Genomic DNA, 20,664 nt, shown 5'->3' with positions numbered 1-20,664 from the left:
CGGGCTCCGCAGTCTGGTGAGCTACCACTCCCTTCGGGGTGCAGGGGACGGCATCCGGCCGATGTCACGAGACAGCGTCCGAATGGTCACGCATCGGTAACGGCGCGACTGCCTCATCGTGCTCGACGTGCGGCCGAAACGCAACCCTTTCGGCCCGTTCCGGTCAAACTTTCGCTCCACGTAACAAAGCGAAAACCCCAACAACAGAACGGTTTCCACCCGTTTGTGTCGAGGTGTTTGGGCGCTCGGGGCAACGGGTAGAAACGGCTGTCGCGATCAAACGTTTGCCAATGGCCTCGACCGGGGCGGCAGCGGGATATCCGCGTGTCATCTGCGGTGTTCGCTCGTTGATCGAAGGACGGGCGTGGGAGAGCCCCGTTGTTGAGGCGAGCGATGACTGGGGGCGAGTAAGCGGTGATCCGTGTGGTCATCGGCCACCGCGGCCCGTTGGTGCGGGGTGCACTGGCCGCGGTGTTGTCAAAGGAAACCGATCTGGACGTAGCGGCGGAGCTGGACCGCTCGGACGACGTGCTGACCTCGGTCCGGCTGCGGCCGCACGTGGTGGTGCTCGATCCGCAGCTGCCGGGCAAGATCGGCGTCGAGGATCTGAGCCGCAAGCTGACCGGCCGGGGTGTCCTGGTGCTGGTCGACCACGAGGCGATCGCGGCGACGAGTATGACGCTGGTCAAGCAGGCGCCGCGGATCGGGCTGATCGCTACTGACGCGACGCCGCAGCAGTTCGTCGAGGCAGTGCGAGATGTCGCGAAGGGGCTGCCGGTGGTCGACGTACGGCTGGCGGTCGCGGCGCTGCGGGCCGGCGACAATCCGCTGACCGAGCGGGAGTGTGAGGTGCTGCGCCAGGTCACCACCGGAGCGACCGCACAGGAAGTCGCCCGGACGCTCAGCCTGAGCGCCGGCACGGTGCGGAACTACCTGTCCCGGATCCTCGCCAAGACCGGCGCCCGCAGCCGCATCGAAGCCATCCGCAAGGCCCAGGACGCGGGCTGGATCTGATCGCCGAGCTGAGGCGCTGGCTGTTGTTGAGGCGCGTGGGCTGGGTCTGGGCTCAGGAGGCCGGTTGGATTCGGTCGCTGCCTGGTTGCCAGTGGCCGAGGAGCTCGCGGTAGAGCGGTGAGGTCCGCAACAACGTTGTGTGGTTGCCGATCGCGGCCTTGTTGCCGTCCAGCACCAGGATCCGCCGGGCCCGCAACGCCGAGCTGATTCGGTGCGCGATCACGATCAATGTGCCGCCTCGCGCCGCGAACGCCTCCTCTGCCCGCCGCTCCGCCTCCGGATCGAGGAAGCACGTCGCCTCGTCCAGTACGACGAGCGGCGCGGGCGACAGATACGCCCTGGCGAGAGCGATCAGTTGCCGTTCACCAGCGGACAACTCGTTCGGCTTCACCCGCGCACCCAGTCCGCCCAGCCGATCCACGAGCCGGCCGGCGCCGACTGCTTCAACCGCCTGGGCGACCTCGGAGCTCGTTGCGTCGGGCAACAAATAGCTCAGGTTCTCACGGACGGTGCCGCTGAAGACGTAGGCCTCCTGCGGGATCAGCACCCGTGTCTGCGCCAGCCGTTCCGTGGACAACTCACTGGGCGGTACACCGCCGAGCAGCAGGCGTCCGCTGGTCGGCGCGAGCATCCCGCAAATGAGTCCCGCGAGAGTGGACTTGCCGATCCCGCTCGGCCCGACGACGGCGAGGTGGTCCCCTTCGGTCACGGTCAGATCGAGATCGGCCAGTACGGGTTCGGCGGCCGGGCCGTAGGCGAAGGTCAGGCCGCGCAACTTGACCTGGTGACCTCTCGACTCGACCACCGGTCGCGCGGGGTCCGTTGGCGGTTGCGCATCGAGAATGCGGCCCAGCGTCACGACGTACCGCAGACCGCTGTCGCCGAGCGCGCCCATCACGGTGCTGAGCGCGGGCTGGAGGCCGATCAGCACGTAGGTGAGGCCGCCGAGCAGCGTTCCGGTGCTGACGCCGCGGCCGACCAGCCACGGTCCGACCGCCAGCAGGATCAGCAGCGGGGCCCAGCCGCCGATGGCGAAGCACAGAGTCCGCAGCGCCGCGACCTTGGCCAGCGAGCGCTCGGCCTCGGCCTGGTTGTCGATCGGCCGGCCGACCAGGCGCTCGGCGAACTCCTCGGCGCCCATCGCGGTCACGTCCCGCACGCCCCCGAACGCCATCCCGGCCGTCGCCGCCAGCTCCTCGTCGGCCTGCAACGACGTGCGCATCCGCTCGGCCGCCAGTCCGAGTACGGCCAGCGAGGCGGCGAATCCCAGCAGGAACGGCGGTATGACGAATCCCGCGATCACCGGCGCCAACGACAACAGGCCGGTCAGTACGCCGATCAGGGTGACCGCGAAGTTCCTGATCACCAACACGAGCCCGGCGAACGTGTCGCGGACGATCTCGACCTGCCGGTTCAGCCGTGCGACAGCAGCGTCGTCGCCAGTACGCAACGCACCACGCACCACCCGCCGGACCAGATCGTCACGCAGCGGCTCGACCAGTTCGCCAAGCCGCCCGTAGACCTGGTGAGAACCCGCGGCGCCGAGGAACGCGGTCGCGACCAGCCCGCCCAACCACGCGATGCCCTGCCAGGCTTGTCCGGCGAGGAAGCTGTCCGTCGCGTGGGCGACCGCGACGCCGTACAGGGCGGTCGGCAGGATCTCCGGCACCGACCAGACCGCAAGCCGCACCGCTGCCCGCTTCTTCAACGCGGTGGCGCCGTAGCTCAGCTCGCGCTTCATGGCCACACCACCCCACAAGGCTGTGTACCGCGCGCGGTGGTCATCCGAACACCTCGCGATAGGCCGGGTCCTGCCAGAGGTCGTCGTGGGGGCCGAAGGCACGGAGCCGGCCGTGCTCCAGCCAGATGACCAGGTCGGCGTGGGCCGCGGTGGCGGGGCGGTGGGTGACGATCAGGCGGGTGCGATGGTGGCGGTCCTCGGTGAGGGTCTTGCTGATCTGCATCTCGGTGGCGGTGTCGAGGCTGGACGTGGCGTCGTCGAGGACGAGCAGCCGGTTCGCGGGCCAGGCGCGGGCCAGGCCGAGACGCTGCCGTTCGCCGCCGGACATGGGTGCCCTGGGCAACGGTGTGCGATAGCCGTGGGGGAGACGGCTGATGAAGTCGTGCGCATGCGTGGCTCTCGCCGCGGCGAGGGTCCGGACCGTGTTCACCGCATGGTGGGAGATCGCGTCGCCGATCGTGGAACCGACCAGCAACGGCCGTTCGAAGGCGCAGCCGATCGCAGTACGCAGCGCACGCCGATGGACCGCGGGCAACGGAATCCCGTCGAGCAGCACCTGTCCGGTCGTCGGATCACGAAGTCGCGCGGCCAACGCGGCAAACACCGACTTCCCGGCGCCACTCGGCCCCACCACGGCAACGGTCGCGCCACCGGGGATGTCAAGGGTGAGATTGTCGAGCAACACGGTCTCGCCGACGACCACGGTCGCCTCGTCGAAGGTCAGCCGCCCCGGCCCAGCGGGCAACGGAAGTGTGCCGTGGGCGATCGACTCGACGGAGTACACCTCGGCGGCTCGCTGCACGCCGGCACGGGCTCGGGCGATTTCGCCGATGACACCGGTCAGACTGCCGAGGCCGGCCCCCAGTACGGCGTACTGGCTGGCCGCGAACAGCTCGCCGGCTGTGATCCGGCCGTCGACGAGCTGGAGTCCACCGACGGCGAGAACCGCGACCAGGACCAGCGGGCCGACGATAGCGGCCTGCGCGCCGGAGCGGGCGAGGATCCGCCAGGTGAGCAGACCGTGCTTGTGCAGCTCGGGCAGCAGGGTGAGGATGCGACTCTCCTCGCGTCGGCTGGTCCCGGCGGCGAGGATCGTGCGGATGCCTGTCAGCGATTCGGTCAGCAGCGAGGCGATCCGGCCCTGGGTCTCCTGGTAGGCAAGGCTGATCTCGGCCGTCCGGCGGGCGAACACCCACAGGACGCCGATCACCAGCACCACCCCGCCGAAGAAGGCCGCGGCCAGCCAGGGGTCGATGATCGCCAGCAGAACCAGGCTTCCCACCGGCGGTACGACGGCCGCGAGCGCGGTCACCGCGGCCGGACCTGCTTGTGCGGCGTCGACCGCGTTCCCGGACACGCGGCTGACCAGGTCGCCGGTCTCGTGATTGCGGGTACCTTCAGGACCGCCTCGGACGACATGCCGGACCAGGCCGTGCCGGAGCCAGGCGGTCGTCCCCGCGACACAGGCCGTCCCGGCGAATACATCGACCAGCGAGCAAACGATGCCGGTGGCAACCAAGGTGCAGGCGATCCAGAGCCAGCGTCCGTAGCCGCTGCCTGCAACGATCGCGTCCACCGAGCGGCCGAGTACGGCTGGCAGCGCGAGGGTCACGCCGCTCTGGATCAGCGCGGTGATACCGATCAAGGGCAACCAGCCCCGACCGTGCCGCATCACCGCCCCGAAGGTCATCGTCATGGCCGCAACCTTGTTTGGCCGGCGAGTCCGATCTGGTCAGCGAGTCCGATCTGATCGGCGATGAAGGCGAGCATGTCGGCGGCCAGGCCGATTCCTTGGCTCGCCGATCCCGCCGCGTGGCCGGCGTCGGCGTCCAGCCTGAGCAGAACCGGCCGCTGACCGTCGGTCGCATGCTGAAGCGCAGCGCACATCTTCCGAGCGTGCAGCGGATCGACGCGGGTGTCACCACCGAAGACCGTGAACAGCACGGCCGGATACTTCACACCCTGGCTCACCCGGTGGTACGGCGAGTAGGACAACAGGTTCTCGAAGGCCACCGGATCCGAGGCCGACCCGAACTCCGGCACCCAGCTCTCACCCAGCCCCGACAACTCATAGCGGACCATGTCCAGCAGCGGCGCCGAACACACCGCGGCGGCGAACAACTCCGGCCGCTGCGTCAACGCCGCCCCGACGAGCAGCCCGCCGTTCGACTCACCGCACAAGGCCAGCTGATCCGGCGTCGTCCACCCCGAGGCGATCAGGAACTCGGCCGCCGCGACGTAGTCGTCGAACACTGTCTGCTTGTTCGACAGCATCCCGGCCCGGTGCCACGCGTCACCACCTTCCCCACCACCACGAAGGGTCGCGGTCACGAAGACCCCGCCTGCTTCAACCCAGGCGAGGGCGAACGCGGAGTATGTCGGAGTGAGCGACTGCCCGAATCCGCCGTACCCGTAGAGGATGGTGGGACGCGGCCCGTGCTGCCCGGGTTTGCCGACGGCAAGCAACTGCAGCGGTGTCCCGTCGGCAGACGTGAAGTCGAGCCGAGTCGACTCCGCCTCCGGTACGCCGACCACGCCGGGCGGCCCCGACCACAACGTCGTTCGGGCTGAGCCGGCGTCGTAGCAGTAGACCGCGGAAGGCGTGACGCTGTCGGTGTAGCTGAACCAGACCTCCGTCCCGCCCTCCGGTCGCGCGGAGAGCGAGCCGACCGAACCGGCACCAGGCAACGGGACTTCACCGAGCGGCCGACCGGTGACCAGATCGTGGATCGCGATCTCGCCGATACCCCGCCGGGTCCGGCCGACCAGGACGACCTTGTCGAGCACGGCCAGACTGCTCAGCGGCGCCTCGGGATCCGCGGCCACGAAGTCGTGCCAGACCAGGGGTCGCTCGGGATCGCCCACGCAGATCCGCCCGGTCGGGGCGTCGCGCGTGGTCACGACGTACAGCCGCCCGTCGTGCCCGACAGACATCACCGTGATCGCATCGACGCCGACCTGGACCGGCAGCGGCGGCTCGTCCTTCGCGAGATCCTGCAGCCACAGATCATTGGCCGCGCCACGCACCGCCGAGATCGTCAGCGATCGCCCGTCCGCACTGAGATCCAGCCCGTACGACGCTTCGTCGGTGAGCACCGGGATCTCGTCGGGTGAGCCGAGGTGATGTCGGACGACTCGGCGGAATCGCACATAGTAGAAGGACTTCCCGTCCGGAAGCCAGGCAACGGGGGAGTAGCGGCAGCCGTCGAGTGGACCGTCGATCAGTTGGCCGGTGGTCACGTCGAGCACGTACAGCACGGACTGCTCGTCGCCCCCGCGGGAGACCTGGAAAGCGAGCAGCGAGCCGTCGGGCGAGGGCTGCCAGCTGTCGAGAGTGGTTCGTCCGCTCGGGTCGAGCTGAAGGGGATCGACAAGCACCTGGTCGTCGACGGAGAGGACGGCATGCTCCCGCTTGGCCGTCCGGCGTAGTACGAAGCAGCGGTCGCCGCGCCAGACTGGGGCGCTGATTGAGCCGACGTTCGAGAGGGCCTTCACCCGGGTGCGGAAGCGGTACCGGGTCGGCAGGGAGGCGGCATGGTTCAGCCACAGCTCGTCCTGAATCGCCTGCCATTGCTGGGTTTCCGTGCTGTTCGCGTCCTCGAGCCAGCGATATGGGTCGGCGACGGCATGCCCGTGCAACTCCTCGACCAGCGGCAACCGCCGTGCGTCGGGATAACTCTGCTCTTGCATGCTCGCCTTCCTCCCGCAGGTGAACGCAGGTTCGGCCCTGAGCAGGTATGCCGCCCGCCCAGGGCCTCGGAACCTCGGTGACTGCTGTCCGATCAGTGGCAGAGCAGAAGGCTCAGGTTGCTCGGACGGTGGGAACCGCAGCCCAGCACGGTCAGCGTGGAGCCGCCGTGGTGGTGGCCGCCGCCGTAGCCCGGGGTCTCCAGGCCCTGAAGGTCGAGAAGTGCCATGTTTTACACCTCCTCTGGTGCAGATCGTCGGGTTGGGGACTCGGACCACTGGGGAGGTCCGAGGAACGGGAGGGACACCGGCGCGTCGTGCAGCGCGGTTCCCAGGGCCAGCAGGACGCCGGCGGATCCGGTGGCCAGGTCCATCGACAACCGGAGCAACTGGTTGCCGGGGAAGGCCAGACCACCCTCGAACGGCAACGCGTGCCAGCCGAGGCCGCGGATCAGGTCGTCGGTCGAGTCGCCGAGCCCGGCGGCCGTCAGCAGCAGGCCGGCGCGACCCATGAAGAGGCTCGGCTGGACGTAGTACGAGCAGCGGGTGACCAGGCGGAGGGCGGCCAGTTCGGCGGCGAGCTCCTCGCTCGGGCGATGCCGGAGGAAGCGGTCGAGAACAAGCGCGATCCCGGCCGAACCCTCTTCCAGATAAGGGAGTGTGCGCCAGCCCTGGTTCACCTGGAGCATGCCGTCCGGGGTGCGGAGGCAGCGTCGGAGGTCCTGCCGCAGTGCCGTTTCCGCGAGGTCGAGCAATCCGATGTCGCGGGTCTGTTCGTATGCCGTGAGGAAAAGCAGGGCCGGTCCGGATGACCCGTACATCAGGCCCGCTCGCGGCTTCCCTTCGCCACTCAGCTCCGGTACGTCGGTCACGTCACCGAGGCGGTCGGCGACCAGGTCGAGAACGCGGACCGCCTTCGTCTTGAGACCTGGTTCGTCGGCCGAGAAGTGCAGCAGGTTGAGGCCGATCCCCGCGAGTCCTGAGTGCAGCCCGAGCTCGCGCAGGTGGAACTCGTCGGTCAGCGACCTGTCGATCACGTCCAGCGCGTCCTGACGATGCCCGAGTTCTCCGAGAACATGGGCGACGCCGTGCAACCCGTCGTACAGGCCGGGTCCGGTGTCGGTGGAGAGTGCGTGGTCCCGCAGCCATTCCTCGTACTGCGGGAAGCGGCCGGCGCCCGTTTTCGCCAAGGCGTACAGGACTCCTGCGGCGCCGGTGGCGATGTTCGTCCCGCCGCCCGGCTGGAACTGGGCGATGTCGCCAGGGAACAAACGGTCGTCCCGCTCCGGGGTCGCGCTGGCCACGATCGCCTTCGTCAGTGCGTCCCGTACCGCGGGCCAGTCGGCGCGGCCGGGGAGCGCGAGCGACTCCATCTCCGGATCGGACGTGACGTCCGGGCCGACGATCGTCCGGACTGCCTCGTCGATCGTGGCGCGCGGGACCGGGAACCTCTCGGTCACCATGTCGGCGAGCTGGAACGCCTTGCCTGGATGGAGATGCAGCAGCATCGTCGCCTGCGGCGCGAACAGGCCGAGGCTGATACAGGCCAATGCGTAGAGGTCGACATCCGGACCCTGGCGATCGCTCGGTGCGGCGTACCCCGGATGGGCGAGCGCGGATCGCGCCTGCTCCTCGGCCAGGGTGGCCACCTCGAAGTCGATCAGCACCATGCGGTCGTCTGTCGCGAGGAGGACGTTGTCCGGGTGCAGATCGCAGAAGACGACGCCGCGGTCGTGCAGTTCGCCGACGGCACGTTGTACGTCGGACACCATCCGCGCGGCCCATTCGGCGTACTCCGCCAGCTCGGCCTCGGTCGTATGCGGATGGGTCAGCGGGTAGCGGCGTACGAGTTCTCGCTGCAACGGGTTGGCGTCGACGAACTCCTGGACCAGGAAGTGGTGGTCGCCGAGGACGAAGTAGTCGTGCACCTTGGGGACCACGTCGAGGCCTTCGAGGCGCTGCAGGATGTCGCGTTCGTGACCGATCCGGGCGACCGCGTCCCGGGCGCCCATGTCGAGCCCTGCGAGTGGACGGCCTTCTTTGAGCACGACCCGGGCGTTGGTCTCGTTGTGGTGGCCGAGGTATACGCCGCCGCCGTTGGAGAACTGGATGACGCCGTCGATCGTGTACGCGAGCTCGTTGGTCGTGACCGAGTTCCGCGCTTCCAGGTGGGGCTCGAGGAACGACGGCAGCGTGGTCCACGGCGGCGTGGTGAAGGTCGGCGAGCGGTTGTCCGGGACCAAGCGGCCCTGGTCGTCCTCGAGGGCGAGAACCCGTTCGCCCGCCGGGTCGAGACAGTACCGGCTGACGAATGCGCCGTAGCGCACGAACAGCGGGCCCTCGGCGTACCGGAGGTCGCTCAAGATGTATGGGCCGCGGACCCCTTGGAGGATGCCGTCGAGCTCTTTGAGGATCAGCTCCAGCTGCGCCTCGTCGGCCGGGTAGATCGTCACCAGCTTGCCGCTCGAACCGCGCGGGGCGGACTTCGAGTTGACCATCACCAGGACGGGCTCGTTGCGGAGGAACTTGAACGCGATCCCGCGCGGGACGCAGTACTCCCAAACGGCGTCGAGGGTCCGCGCGGCGTCGGCGAGGCCGGCCGAGACGTGGATCTTCCAGCCCTGGCCGGGGAGCACGAGGTCGGCGGGCGCGTAGTGCATCCACATCTCGCCCGGGACGTGTTCCCAACCGTCCGGGATCGGGCGGTCGCAGAGCGCGAAATCCGGGTGCTCATCGCCGCGGTTGACTGGAGTGTCGTAGAACCGCCGGTCGGCCAGGCAGTACAGCTCGTAACTTTCCATGGCGGAATCGCCCCCCTTCTTCTCGGTGCCCGCGCACATCTTGGGCAGCGGGAGGAGGGCTGGCGTAGTGCATGACGTCACGACTAGGCCGTGAAGAACTCACACACTACGAATGAGTAAGTCAACACTCTTTGTTACATCGCGATCACTTTGAGCGGTGAAGCGGCCGTAACATCCTGCCGATCCGTGCCATCCTCGTAACAGGTCGTAACTTTGCTGGTGGTGGTTCGTCCCGGGCTTTGCTGTCCGGTCAGCCGTTCGCGTCGCGGTGCCGCTGGCTGGCGAAGTAGGCGACCTTGCGGGCCCGCATCACCTCGCCGAGCGGGCGGTGCTGGACAAGGGCGTTCCACGGGTCGAAAGTGGCCGATTCGACCTCGGCGGCCAGGTCCTCGTCGGGTTTCTGCCGCGGGATGGTCAGCCGGCCGACGGTCAGGTACGGCGAGTCCCAGCGCACCGACGCGTCCTCGATCGGCGTCCGCTGCTCGTCGGTGAAGAACTGCACCTGGAAGTCGTAATCGAGTGCTCTGTCGATCAGCCGGTCGTAGACGTCCACGGCCCAGTCGTCGGCGGCGTTCGGGTTGGCCCGATCGTCGGTCGCGGCCAGCTTCACCCGCACGGCGTACGGCCCGAACGCGATCGGTGCGGCGCTGAAGAAGTCCTGCGTGGCGAACCCGCTGAACGGCTGTTTGAGCGCCGCGACTGCGTGCCTCAGCTGCTTCAGCATGCCCAGATCCCGGAGTACGGCTCTGAGGACCTGCCCCCGGGTGCCGCTGCCGAGGTCGACGACCTTCGCGAAGTCCTCGCTGGTGGCGGAGCTGAAGCGGTCGTGGTTGATCAACGCGAAGTCCTGCGACAGCGCCTCGCCGCCGAGCGCCGCCTGCCCGCTCAGGCCGAGCACCTTGACGGCGAACCCGCGAATGTCCGGCACGCTGTCCGGGGCACGGTTGAACCCGCCGTTCGACAGCCGCACCCACGCGTCGTACTTGTCCGGTACGGCGAACAACCCCTGGCGCGCGTACTCCGGCAAGTCCGCCGGCACGCTCAACGTCGCCCGGAGCGCCGCGACCTGCTTCCGATGCAACGCCCGCCCGGTCCCGTACCGCTCCGACTTCCGCGCCTGCAACTCCACGAACCGAGCCGCCTGAGCCTCATGCCGCTCCCGCTCCCCGGCCTGAACCACTTCCCGCCACTCAACACTAGGCTCGACCACGGCCACTCCCGGATCCTGGCTGACGCGGACCCTCCCAGTATCCGCCCAACCCCCCTTGCCCCAGGCAACAAGTTCACGTTCTCCGGACCCACCCGCCCAGCTCCGCCGCTCCTCCGTCGCCCGCCCCGCGGAATTCCGCGGGCTGTGGAGAGCTTGAACAAGAACTGGGGAGCTTGAACATGACGTGCCGTGTACGCAGCCCCGACAAGGTGTTCACGGTTCCCCAGGCCGCTGCTGATTCCAAGGTGTGGGGGACGAGAGCGCGTTGCGTTGGGGTCGGCGTGCTAGGTGGGGTAGGTCTGGATTTCGGTGGCTTTCAGGGTGGCCCAGAGGTGGCGGGCGGGGAGTAGGTGGAGGTCGGCTACGGCGGCGGTGGTTACGTCGGCCAGGAGGTTTGGGGGTGCGGCCGAGTCGGCGGTGGGGGTGAGGCGGACTCGGACGGTGTGGGCGTGTTGTTCGATGCCGGCTACTTCGACGGGCCAGGTGTTGCGGGGGCTGCCGGTCGGGCGTTCGGCGTACAGGCTGATGGCGGATGGGGAGAAGGCGATGTGTACGCCGCCGGAGGTGGGGTTCGCGATCGTCACGAGTCCGCCGCCAGGAAGGGTGACCGTGGTACCGGACGCGGAACCTCGGTAGAGGTTGAGGCCGACCAACTGGGCTACGTAGTCGGTGCGAGGGCGGCGGGCGATTTCGGTGGGGGTGCCTTCTTGGACGACCTTGCCGTGTTCGACGATGATCAGCCGGTCGGCGAGGACCATCGCGTCCAGCGGGTCGTGGGTGACCAGCAAGGTGCGGCCCTCGTAGCGGTTGAGGTGCTGGCCCAGTTCGGCGCGGACGTGGAGCGTCGTACTGGCGTCGAGGGCGGCCAGAGGTTCGTCGAGCAACAAGACCTCGGGGTGGGTCGCCAGGGCGCGGACCAGGGCGACCCGTTGAGCCTGGCCGCCGGAGAGGGCCCGGGGACGGCTGCGCGCGTGGTCGGCGAGGCCGACGGTTTCGAGCCAGCGGAGGGCGTCGGCCCGGGCGATGTGTTTGTCGACGCCGCGGGCGCGAAGGCCGAAGGCCACGTTCTCGATCGCGGTCAGGTGGTTGAAGAGGAGGTAGTCCTGGAAGACGACTCCGATCGGCCGGCGGTCGGCCGGACGGAAGACGCGAGGCGGTTCGTCCCAGGTGTCGTCGCCCAGCCGGATCCGGCCGTCGTCGATCGGGAGGAGGCCGGCCAGTGCGCGGAGAGCGGTCGTCTTGCCGGCTCCGTTGGGACCTAGGAGTGCGACCACTTCGCCTGGCTTGACCGAGAGGGCCAGGTCCAGGGAGAAGGCTGCTCGGGCCACCCGCAGTTCGGCGTACAGGGTCATCTGAGACCACTGATCCAGCGTTCGCGCAGCGAGGCGAGGACTACGACGGAGACGAGTAGCAGGACGATGCTCAGTACGACGGCAACGTCGGGGTCGGTCTCCAACGCCAGGTAGACGGCGAGTGGCATCGTCGTCGTGCGGCCGGGGAGGTTGCCGGCGAAGGTGATCGTGGCGCCGAACTCACCCAGCGCGCGAGCCCAGCACAGTACTGCGCCCGCGACGACCCCTGGTGCGATCGAGGGGAGCGTGACCCGGCGGAACGTGAGCCAGCGGCCGGCGCCCAGGGTCGCGGCGGCCTCCTCGTACCGCGGGTCGGCGGCCCGCAACGCGCCTTCCACGGAGATCACCAGGAACGGCATCGCCACGAACGCCTCCGCGACGATGACCCCGGCTGTGGTGAAGGGCAACGAGAAACCGAACCACAGGTCAAGGCGTTCGCCGACCAGACCGCGCCGGCCGAGGACGAGGAGGAGGGCGACGCCGCCGACGACCGGGGGCAGGACGAGGGGGACCGTGACCAGCGCCCGGATCACTGCCCGGCCGGGGAGCTCGGCGCGGGCCAGGAGCCAGGCGAGGGGGATGCCGAGGAGTAGGCAGAGGACGGTCGCGACGCTGGCGCAGACCACCGAGAGGCGGAGGGCCTGGCCGACGTCCGCGCTGAACAAGCGCGACGGGAGCGTCGACCAAGGGGCCTCCGCGAGCAGGCCGATCAGGGGGATGAGCAGAAAGGCGAGACCGAGCAAGGCGGGCAGCACCAGCACCAGCGGCAACCGCCCGCCGACCCGCTGCGTGCGCCTTCTAGATCTCACGGTGCGGCAAAGCCTGCTTCGGTGAGGACCTTTGTGCCCTGGGCGGAGAGGACGAAGTCGACGAACGCCTTGGCGCCGGCCGGGTTCGGGGCCTTGGTCAGGGTCGCGATCGGGTAGTCGTTGACGGCCTGGTCCGCTTCGGGGAAGGCGATCCCGTCGACCTTGTCCTTCGCGGCGAGGACGTCCGTCCGATAGACGAGAGCGGCGTCGACCTCGCCGAGACTGACCTTGGTGAGCGCGGCCTTCACGTCCTGCTCCAGGCTGTCGGGGCGCGGGGTGAGCTTGGCCGCCTCGAAGACCTTCTTCGCCGCCGCCCCGCACGGGACCTGCTCGGCACAGAGGGCGATCTTGCGGTCCTCCACGGTGAAGTCCGTCAGCCCGGTGATACCGGCCGGGTTGCCCTTCGGTACGGCGATCTCGAGCTTGTTCCTCACGAACGTGGTCGGCGTGCCCTTGTCGGTCACCTGGTCCATGTTCTTCGGCGCGGCGGAGGCGAAGACGTCAGCCGGGGCGCCCTGGTTGATCTGCTGGGCGAGCGCGGAGCTGCCGGCGAAGTTGAAGACGACCTTGACGCCAGGGTGGGCCGCCTCGAAGTCCTTGCCGAGCTGGGTGAACGTGCCGGTCAGCGAGGCCGCGGCGAAGACGTTGACCTGACCGTTGAGGGCGCCACTCGAAGGCGCGGCGGACGAGTCGTCGCCGCAAGCGCTGAGGGCGAGCCCGGTGACGAGGATCAGAGCAGCGGCCAGAGTACGGCGGATCATCGGTGGGCCTCCGGGATCTCGACGACGACGTGGGTGGACTTGATCGAGGCGACGGCGACCACGCCGGGCTCCAGGCCGAGCTCGTCGGCCGCCTCCCGGCTCATCAGCGAGACCACCCGGAACGGCCCGGCCTGCATCTCGACCTGGGCCATCACGGTGTCCTTGACGACCCGGGTGACGATGCCACGCATCCGGTTCCGCGCCGACGCGGCCGTGGTCGCCCCGGGCTCCGGCGACTCGGCCAGTTGCTGGGCGAACGCGGCCAGTTCGCGACCGTCGACGGCCATCCGCCCGCCCTTCTGGGTGGCCGGCAACCGGCCCTGTTCGACCCAGCGCCTGATGGTGTCATCGCTGACTCCGAGTAGCGCGGCCGCCTCGCTGATCCGCAAATTCGGCACATTCCGCATTCTAGAGCCGATTCTGCGGATCGCGGACGGGATTCCGGATCACGGATCGCGAACGCCGAGGGCTTCCGCGACGGTACTCGCCCGGGCGCAATAGGTTGGTCCCCATGACGGGGTTGCGCGAGTATCTGGACGGTCCCTACAAGTCCGCCCGCGACGTAGTACGCGCTGGGCTGGCGGCTCATGCGGATTTGCTCGACGCGGGGCTGCGGCTGCCGCGGGACGAGTACCGGGACCAGGTGCTGGAGAAGTTGCGGTTGATCGCCGCCGACGGGCACCCGAGTCGCGGCTTCCGGAAGGAGTACGGCGGCCAGGCGGATCTGGGCGGGTTCATCGCCGGATTCGAGGCGCTCGCGTTCGGGGACCTCTCGCTGATGGTCAAGGCGGGTGTCCAGTTCGGGTTGTTCGCGGGCGCGATCCTCCACCTCGGTACCACCCAGCACCACGACGAGTACCTGTCCGACGCGATCGAGGGCCGCCTGCTCGGCTGCTTCGCGATGACCGAGACGGGTCACGGCTCCAACGTCCAGGCGCTCGGCACCACCGCGACGTACGACGAGCAGACCGGGGAGTTCGTGATCCACACGCCGACCCCGGGAGCGCGGAAGGATTATATCGGCAACGCGGCCCGGCACGGCACGTTGGCCGCGGTCTTCGCCCAGTTGGTGGTCGGCGGCGAGTCGCACGGTGTGCACTGCCTGCTGGTCCCGATCCGCGATGCCGACGGTGATCCGATGCCCGGTGTGACGATCAGCGACTGCGGTCCCAAGCTCGGCCTGAACGGCGTCGACAACGGCCGGCTCGTCTTCGACCAGGTCCGGGTACCCCGTACGGCGCTACTGGACCGGTACGCGCAAGTGGATGCCGAGGGCACCTATCGGAGCGAGATCGAGAACCCCGACCGGCGGTTCTTCACCATGCTCGGCACGCTGGTCCAGGGCCGGGTCTCGGTCGGCGGCGCCGCGATCAACGCGAGCAAGGTGGCGCTCACGATCGCGATCCGGTACGCCGACCAGCGGCGGCAGTTCGGTGCGCCCGGGAGTTCCGAGGAGACCCTGTTGCTGGACTACCGGATGCACCAGCGACGGTTGTTGCCGTTGCTGGCCAAGACGTACGCGCTGCACTTCGCCCAGGCCGAACTGGTGGACGAGTTCGTCCGCGTCTTCGGCAACGACGCTGACGAGCATGATCGTCGGGCCCTCGAGGCGCAGGCCGCCGGGACGAAGGCGGTCGGCACCTGGCATGCCACCGAGACGATCCAGGTGTGCCGCGAGGCGTGCGGGGGAGCCGGGTACCTGGCCGAGAACCGGCTGGCCGCGTTGAAGGCGGACACGGACGTCTTCACCACCTTCGAGGGCGACAACACCGTGCTACTGCAACTGGTGGCGAAGGGTCTGCTGACCGGGTACCGCGAGTCGTTCGGGAAGCTCGACCCGCTCGGCACCGCCCGGTTCATCGCGGCCCAGGCGGTCGAGATCGCCGTCGAGAAGACCGCGCTGCGGGCGATGATCGAGCGGCTGCGCGACGCCGTGCCGAACCGGTCCGACGTGGCCGATCCGGATGCCGGTCTGCGCGACGACGGGTACCACGACGGGATGCTGCGGTTCCGCGAGGAGCACATGCTGGCCGGGGTGGCGCGGCGGTTGAAGGCGGGGATCGACGCCGGCGACGAGCCGTTCGAGGTGTTCAACCGATGCCAGGACCATGTCATCGCGGCCGGTCGCGCCCATGTCGACCGGGTCGTCCTGGAGGCGTTCTCGGCCGCGGTACAGGCTGCTCCGGAAGGGGAACCGCGGGATCGGCTGAAGGAGTTGTACGACCTGCACGCGCTGGCCACGATCGAGGCGGACCGGGCCTGGTACATCGAGCACGGCCGGTTGTCGGGCCCTCGGTCGAAGGCGATCACGGCGCTGGTGAACGAGCTCTGCGCGCTGGTCCGGCCGCACGCCGGCGGTCTCGTGGACGCGTTCGGCGTACCGGGCGCGGCGGTCGACGTGCCGATGGTTGTACCGTCGCAGCATGAGTGAGCCGATTGAGCCCGCGTCGGCCGCCGACGCCGCCCGTGAACTCGCCAAGGTGCTGATGGCGCAGGCAGACGCGCTGGACCTGCACGACCTCCGGGCCACGACGGCGATCGAGAACGTCCGGCTCCAGGCCCGGATGCTCGCCGACGCGGTACACGAGCGCGGCTGGGGTGACATCTTCCTCGGCATCGACTCGTACGACCCCGACGAACTGGAAGACCTGCCGCTCGGGCCGGACGACTTCGACGATCCGGCCGACTACCGTGAGCTGGTCGAGGGCGACGCGCTGGACGGCCTGGACGAACCGCTGGTCCCGGAGAACGGGATGCGGCTCAGCTACCAGGCCCGGTACGACTTCGTGGTGACCGACCCGGAGGCGTTCATCGCCTACGTCCGGAGCCGGGCCGACGAGGCGCAGAACGAGGACGTGATCGACGACATCGAGGACGCCCGGTCGGCGTTCGAGCTGCTCGGCTACCTGGACGGCCTCGGTTCGAAGGACTACGAGACGATCGGCCTCAGCCCGGCCGGCGGCGAGGAGTCCCACAAGGTGGTCGAGTTCTCCCTCTGGGACATGGACCCGACCCGCCGCGACGACACCTATCCGTACTGACCGCCTGGCTTTTCTGTTGTTGCGGCAGGCAACATCCCCACTATCCGTAGTGGACGGTATACAAAGCGTGGTCTTCTGAAAAGCCAATGCAAATGTTTGAACGCGACCGTTCCAACTGGCCGGTAGGACATGAAAGCGTCTTGCTTGTCGACGACGGACGGGTCGTCGACAAAGGCTCCTGGTGGCCACACCGACTCTCGTCCGCGGCCGGACTGTACCTCCCCTGCCGGTCGCGGAATGCGTCGGAGACCACCTTCCTTCGGGCCGAAACTGCCCTCTCGGGGCGCAGCAGGACGCCGGTCGTGCCGTAAGGGCAGCCGGTCGCCAGTGAGGTGGCGACCGACGCCCGGCACGACCGGCGTTTCTATTCCCGCCGATGTACTGATGCTGCTGGGGATCAGTACATCGGCGGGATTTCTCGTTTCGCGTACTCGCGGAACTCCGGGTGTGACCCGCTGACGTCCCCTGAGCTATTCCCCGAGCCCGGCAGAAGACCTCGGAGGGGTTAGGCGCAATGCCGCTCAGTTAGGCGACCTGGCCTGTCGTCAAGTTCGCTCGGCTGCCTTGGCCGGTCTGGCGACGGACCTCGCGGTGCTCGGCGTTCGGGGCGGGTTTCTACCCGTCCTGAGGCAGTTACCCTCCCCGGTCACCGCGAAAAACCTCCCCAGATCATCAGCCGGCCCGGCCGACGCGCCGCGGGCGCCCTCGGGGATCCGGCCGGTCACGTTCGCCCCGCGACAACGCCTGGCGGGTGCCCAAAGTGACGTCGCACGGGCCGGACCCACCGCCTCACCGCAGCGGCCGACCCCATCGCGAGGCCGGCGCGAGCCCGGGGCCGGGACCTTGAACAACATCGCGGGACCGTGAACACCTACACCAACTGTCCGAACTCCCGACAACTTGTTCACGGCCCCCACACCCGCCCACCCCTGGTCGAAGCTCGACCACACCGTTCCCCACCACCAAATCGACGAGGTTGACGGTCAGCCAGCCCGCCACTGAGCGGCCTCGGAGGGGTCAGGCGAGTTCGAGGGTGGTGTGTGGGTGCTGGGGGACTTCGCCGTACGTCGTCGTGCGTTGGCGGGCGGGGCGGTTGGCGGCGGTGGCCATGGCGGTCAGTTCTTCGATGGACTTGCGGGAGCCGTGTTTGGAGCCGGCCATCCGGCTGATGGTCTCCTCCATCAGGGTGCCGCCGATGTCGTTGACGCCGCCGTTCAGGACCGCGACGCAACCGTCGACGCCGAGCTTGACCCAGGAGCACTGGATGTTGTCGATCCGCCCGTGCAACATGATCCGCGCCATCGCGTGCACGGCCCGGTTCTCGTCGTACGTCGGACCCGGGCGGGCCACGCCGGCCAGGTAGATCGGCGAGTTGGTGTGGATGAACGGCAGCAGCACGAACTCGGTGAAGCCGCCGGTCCGATCCTGCACGGCCGCGATCGTGCGCAGGTGCTGGACCCAGTGATGCGGTGAGTCCACGTGCCCGTACATCATCGTCGACGACGACGGCAGCCCGACCTTGTGCGCGGTGCTGATCACCTCGATCCACGATGCCGTCGGCAACTTCCCCTTGGTGAGGATCCAGCGGACGTCGTCGTCGAGGATCTCGGCCGCGGTACCGGGGATGCTGTCCAGCCCGGCCTCCTTGACCGAGATCAGGAACTCCTCGATCGACAGCCCGGTGCGGACCGATCCGTTCACGATCTCCATCGGCGAGTACGCGTGCACGTGCATCTCCGGTACCCGGTCCTTGACGGCGCGGACCAGATCCGCGTACGCCGTACCGGGCAGGTCCGGGTGGATGCCGCCCTGCATGCACACCTCGGTCGCGCCGATCACCCAGGCCTCCTCGGCCCGCTGGGCGACCTCGTCCATCGACAGCGAGTAGGCGTCCGCGTCGGTACGCCGCTGGGCGAACGCGCAGAACCGGCAGCCCGTGTAGCAGACGTTGGTGAAGTTGATGTTCCGGTTCACCACGTACGTCACGTCGTCGCCGACCGTTGCCTTGCGCAACTCATCGGCGAGGTGAGCGAGCTGGTCGAGCGCCGGACCCGTCGCCGTCATCAAGGTCAACGCGTGCTCGTCGGACAACCCGGCCGGGTCGCGTTCGGCGGCCGCGAGCGCCTCCTTCACATCACCGTCGATCCGCTCCGGCGCCCGGCGGGCCGCGACGTCCTCACGCAGCACATCCCAGTCGCCATACGCAGCGTCGAAGTCCGAACGGGTCTCGGTACGCCGTCCCTCGGTGTCGATCGCGGTGTGCAGGTCGGTCCTGCCCACGCTGTCCCAGCCGCCGTCCGGCTCCTGCCACGGAAGGCCCTTCGGCATCGCGTCCTCGTTCGCGAGGCCGGTCTCCGGATCCACGAGCGCCTCGACGTGCGAGATCAGCCGCGGGTCCAGCCACGGCTCACGCAGGTACTCCGGGTGCGCGGTCAGCCTTTCCCGCAAGGTGAATCCGGCATCCGCGGTCACCTTGGCGAGGTCGTCGATCTGCGGCCAAGGGCGCTCGGGGTTCACGTGGTCCGGGGTGAGCGGGGAGACGCCGCCGAAGTCGTCCACGCCGGCGTCGAGCAGTTTGCGGCACTCGTCCAGGTCGACCAGGTTCGGCGGCGCCTGGACCCGCATCCGCGGGCCGAGCACGATCCGGGTGACGGCGATCGCGGCCAGCCACTCGTCCAGCGGTACGTCGGCGTCGTTGCGCATGGCGGTGTCCGGCTTCACCCGGAACCCCTGGATGATGACCTCCTGGATCCCGCCGTACTGACGGGCGATCCGGCGCAGCGCGAAGATCGAATCGGCCCGCTCCGTGAGGTTCTCGCCGATACCGATCAGCAGACCGGTCGTGAACGGGACGTTGGAGCGGCCCGCATCTTCCAGCACGCGCAACCGGATCGCGGGGTCCTTGTCGGGAGAGCCGTAATGCGGCTGGCCCTTCTCCTCGAACAGCCTGCGCGAGGTGGTCTCCAGCATCATTCCCATGCTCGGCGCGACCGGCTTCAGCCGCTGGATGTCCTGCCACGACATGACGCCCGGGTTCAGGTGCGGCAGCAGCCCGGTCTCCTCCAGGACGCGGATCGCCATCGCCCGCACATAGTCGAGCGTGCTGTCGTACCCAGCCTCCTCCAGCCACTTCTTCGCCGCGTCCCAGCGGTCCTCCGGGGCATCGCCGAGCGTGAACAGCGCTTCCTTGCAACCGAGGGCAGCGCCCTGCCGGGCGATCTCGAGCACCTCGTCCGGGCTCAGGTATGGCGAGTGCACGCGGCCGGGGGTGGTCGCGAACGTGCAGTAGTGACAGCGATCCCGGCACAGTCGGGTGAGCGGGATGAAGACCTTCTTCGAGTACGTCACGATCCCGGCGCGGCCGGCGTCGTCGAGCCCCTGGTCACGGATCCGGGCCGCCGTCGCCATCAGCGCCTCGAGTGCCGGACCGGTCGCGGCCAGCAGCACCTCCGCCTCGGCCGGGTCCAGGGTCTTGCCGTCGTCCGCGCGTTTGAGCGCCCGCCGCATCGCGGTGCTGATGCCTTCGATCGTGGTCACGGGATCCGAGCCTAGGTGCTGGAATGCCGTGGATCTCGCGAATACGGACCCGAAAAACAATCAGTACGTCTGTCCTGCTAGTTTTACGTTTGTGCAGGTCAGAGGCGTAGTGCGGACGGGTGATCGGTCCATTCCGCACGCCCAGCGACGGCGGGTCGACGGACGGCGATTGCGGGGCGAGCAGCGGCGTACTGAGTTGCTCAAGGCGACGCTGGCCGTGATCGAGCGGGAGGGGATCGCGGGCGTCAGCCATCGGGCGGTTGCGGCCGAGGCGGCGGTATCGGTCGCGTCCACGACGTACCACTTCGCGACGCTGGACGAGCTGCTCGTCGACGCACTCCGATGGGCTGCGGAGGACCTCACGGCCGAGCTGCACGAACGCGTGACCGAGCTCGGTGCCCGTCCGGCCGATGAACTCGCGCGCTTGGTGGAGCACTTGCTCGTCTACCGACGTGGTCGCACGCTCGCGGAGTACGAGCTGTATTTGCTCGCGGCCCGCAGACCGGCACTGCGCGAGGCGGCCGCCGCCTGGTTGCAGCCGTTGACCGAGATCGCCCGCACCTTCACGACCAATCCGCAGAAGGCGAGCCTTGTCGTCGCCGCGCTCGACGGCCTGTTGCTGCAGTCTCTGGTCGGCGCCCGCCCGTTCAACCACGCCGACTTCGCCGCCCTCCTCTCCCACCTCAGGTAGCGCACGCACTACCCAAGATC

At 68.8% G+C, this 20,664-nt stretch carries 15 protein-coding genes; 4 read left to right on the top strand and 11 right to left on the bottom strand.

All coding sequences use genetic code 11. The features are described 5' to 3' along the window. Nucleotides 1-414 precede the first annotated feature (414 nt). A complete protein-coding gene (locus tag EV643_RS00410) occupies nucleotides 415-1,014 on the top strand; it encodes a response regulator transcription factor (protein ID WP_133797910.1) in 600 nt (199 codons plus the stop codon). Nucleotides 1,015-1,066: 52 nt separating this feature from the next. Here EV643_RS00410 and EV643_RS00405 read toward each other — a convergent pair whose 3' ends face one another. The 10 genes from EV643_RS00405 to EV643_RS00360 form a co-directional block, all read right to left on the bottom strand. Beyond that, nucleotides 1,067-2,755, bottom strand: coding sequence for an ABC transporter ATP-binding protein (locus EV643_RS00405; RefSeq protein ID WP_133797909.1), 1,689 nt, complete (start codon nucleotides 2,753-2,755; stop codon nucleotides 1,067-1,069). Between the two features lie 40 nt (nucleotides 2,756-2,795). After that, complete coding sequence (locus EV643_RS00400; protein WP_133797908.1) at nucleotides 2,796-4,451, bottom strand: ABC transporter ATP-binding protein; 1,656 nt, start codon at nucleotides 4,449-4,451, stop codon at nucleotides 2,796-2,798. Then, entirely contained in the window at nucleotides 4,448-6,445 is a 1,998-nt protein-coding gene (locus EV643_RS00395) for a prolyl oligopeptidase family serine peptidase (protein ID WP_133797907.1), read from the bottom strand. The genes EV643_RS00400 and EV643_RS00395 overlap by 4 nt, the downstream gene beginning before the upstream one ends. 92 nt (nucleotides 6,446-6,537) lie before the next feature. Further along, complete coding sequence (locus EV643_RS00390; RefSeq protein WP_133797906.1) at nucleotides 6,538-6,672, bottom strand: SapB/AmfS family lanthipeptide; 135 nt, start codon at nucleotides 6,670-6,672, stop codon at nucleotides 6,538-6,540. A gap of 3 nt (nucleotides 6,673-6,675) precedes the next feature. Further along, on the bottom strand, nucleotides 6,676-9,243 hold the full coding sequence (gene lanKC / locus EV643_RS00385) for a class III lanthionine synthetase LanKC (protein WP_133797905.1): 2,568 nt from the start codon (nucleotides 9,241-9,243) through the stop codon (nucleotides 6,676-6,678). Between the two features lie 250 nt (nucleotides 9,244-9,493). Then, nucleotides 9,494-10,453, bottom strand: a complete 960-nt coding sequence (locus EV643_RS00380) for a catalase family protein (RefSeq protein WP_238165253.1) — start codon at nucleotides 10,451-10,453, stop codon at nucleotides 9,494-9,496. 284 nt (nucleotides 10,454-10,737) lie between these two features. After that, nucleotides 10,738-11,805 carry an ABC transporter ATP-binding protein gene (locus EV643_RS00375; RefSeq protein WP_133797904.1) on the bottom strand — a complete coding sequence of 356 codons (1,068 nt, stop codon included), beginning with the start codon at nucleotides 11,803-11,805 and terminating at the stop codon, nucleotides 10,738-10,740. Then, complete coding sequence (gene modB / locus EV643_RS00370; RefSeq protein ID WP_133797903.1) at nucleotides 11,802-12,614, bottom strand: molybdate ABC transporter permease subunit; 813 nt, start codon at nucleotides 12,612-12,614, stop codon at nucleotides 11,802-11,804. The genes EV643_RS00375 and modB overlap by 4 nt, the downstream gene beginning before the upstream one ends. Next, nucleotides 12,611-13,375 (bottom strand): molybdate ABC transporter substrate-binding protein, encoded by a 765-nt coding sequence (gene modA, locus EV643_RS00365; RefSeq protein WP_133797902.1) that lies wholly within the window; start codon nucleotides 13,373-13,375, stop codon nucleotides 12,611-12,613. Before modA ends, modB begins: the two co-directional genes overlap by 4 nt. Next, nucleotides 13,372-13,782: a TOBE domain-containing protein gene (locus EV643_RS00360; protein ID WP_238165252.1), complete on the bottom strand. Its 411-nt coding sequence runs from the start codon at nucleotides 13,780-13,782 to the stop codon at nucleotides 13,372-13,374. Before EV643_RS00360 ends, modA begins: the two co-directional genes overlap by 4 nt. A 104-nt stretch (nucleotides 13,783-13,886) precedes the next feature. Between EV643_RS00360 and EV643_RS00355 the strand changes: the two genes are divergently transcribed. Together EV643_RS00355 and EV643_RS00350 are read left to right on the top strand one after the other, a co-directional pair. Next, nucleotides 13,887-15,806 (top strand): acyl-CoA dehydrogenase family protein, encoded by a 1,920-nt coding sequence (locus EV643_RS00355; protein WP_133797900.1) that lies wholly within the window; start codon nucleotides 13,887-13,889, stop codon nucleotides 15,804-15,806. Beyond that, nucleotides 15,799-16,416, top strand: coding sequence for a hypothetical protein (locus tag EV643_RS00350; RefSeq protein WP_133797899.1), 618 nt, complete (start codon nucleotides 15,799-15,801; stop codon nucleotides 16,414-16,416). The genes EV643_RS00355 and EV643_RS00350 overlap by 8 nt, the downstream gene beginning before the upstream one ends. Before the next feature lie 1,017 nt (nucleotides 16,417-17,433). Here the strand turns inward: EV643_RS00350 and EV643_RS00345 are convergent. Next, entirely contained in the window at nucleotides 17,434-19,923 is a 2,490-nt protein-coding gene (locus EV643_RS00345; protein WP_133798553.1) for a bifunctional FO biosynthesis protein CofGH, read from the bottom strand. A gap of 121 nt (nucleotides 19,924-20,044) precedes the next feature. Here EV643_RS00345 and EV643_RS00340 point away from each other — a divergent pair, with 121 nt between their 5' ends. Then, on the top strand, nucleotides 20,045-20,644 hold the full coding sequence (locus tag EV643_RS00340) for a TetR/AcrR family transcriptional regulator (RefSeq protein WP_238165251.1): 600 nt from the start codon (nucleotides 20,045-20,047) through the stop codon (nucleotides 20,642-20,644). The last annotated feature ends 20 nt before the right edge of the window (nucleotides 20,645-20,664 follow it).

The sequence above is a fragment of the Kribbella caucasensis genome, from assembly GCF_004361855.1.
In the GTDB taxonomy this organism is placed as follows: domain Bacteria; phylum Actinomycetota; class Actinomycetes; order Propionibacteriales; family Kribbellaceae; genus Kribbella; species Kribbella caucasensis.
The sequence above is the reverse complement of the archived record's forward strand: the minus strand, read 5'-3'. Positions and strand labels throughout refer to the sequence as shown.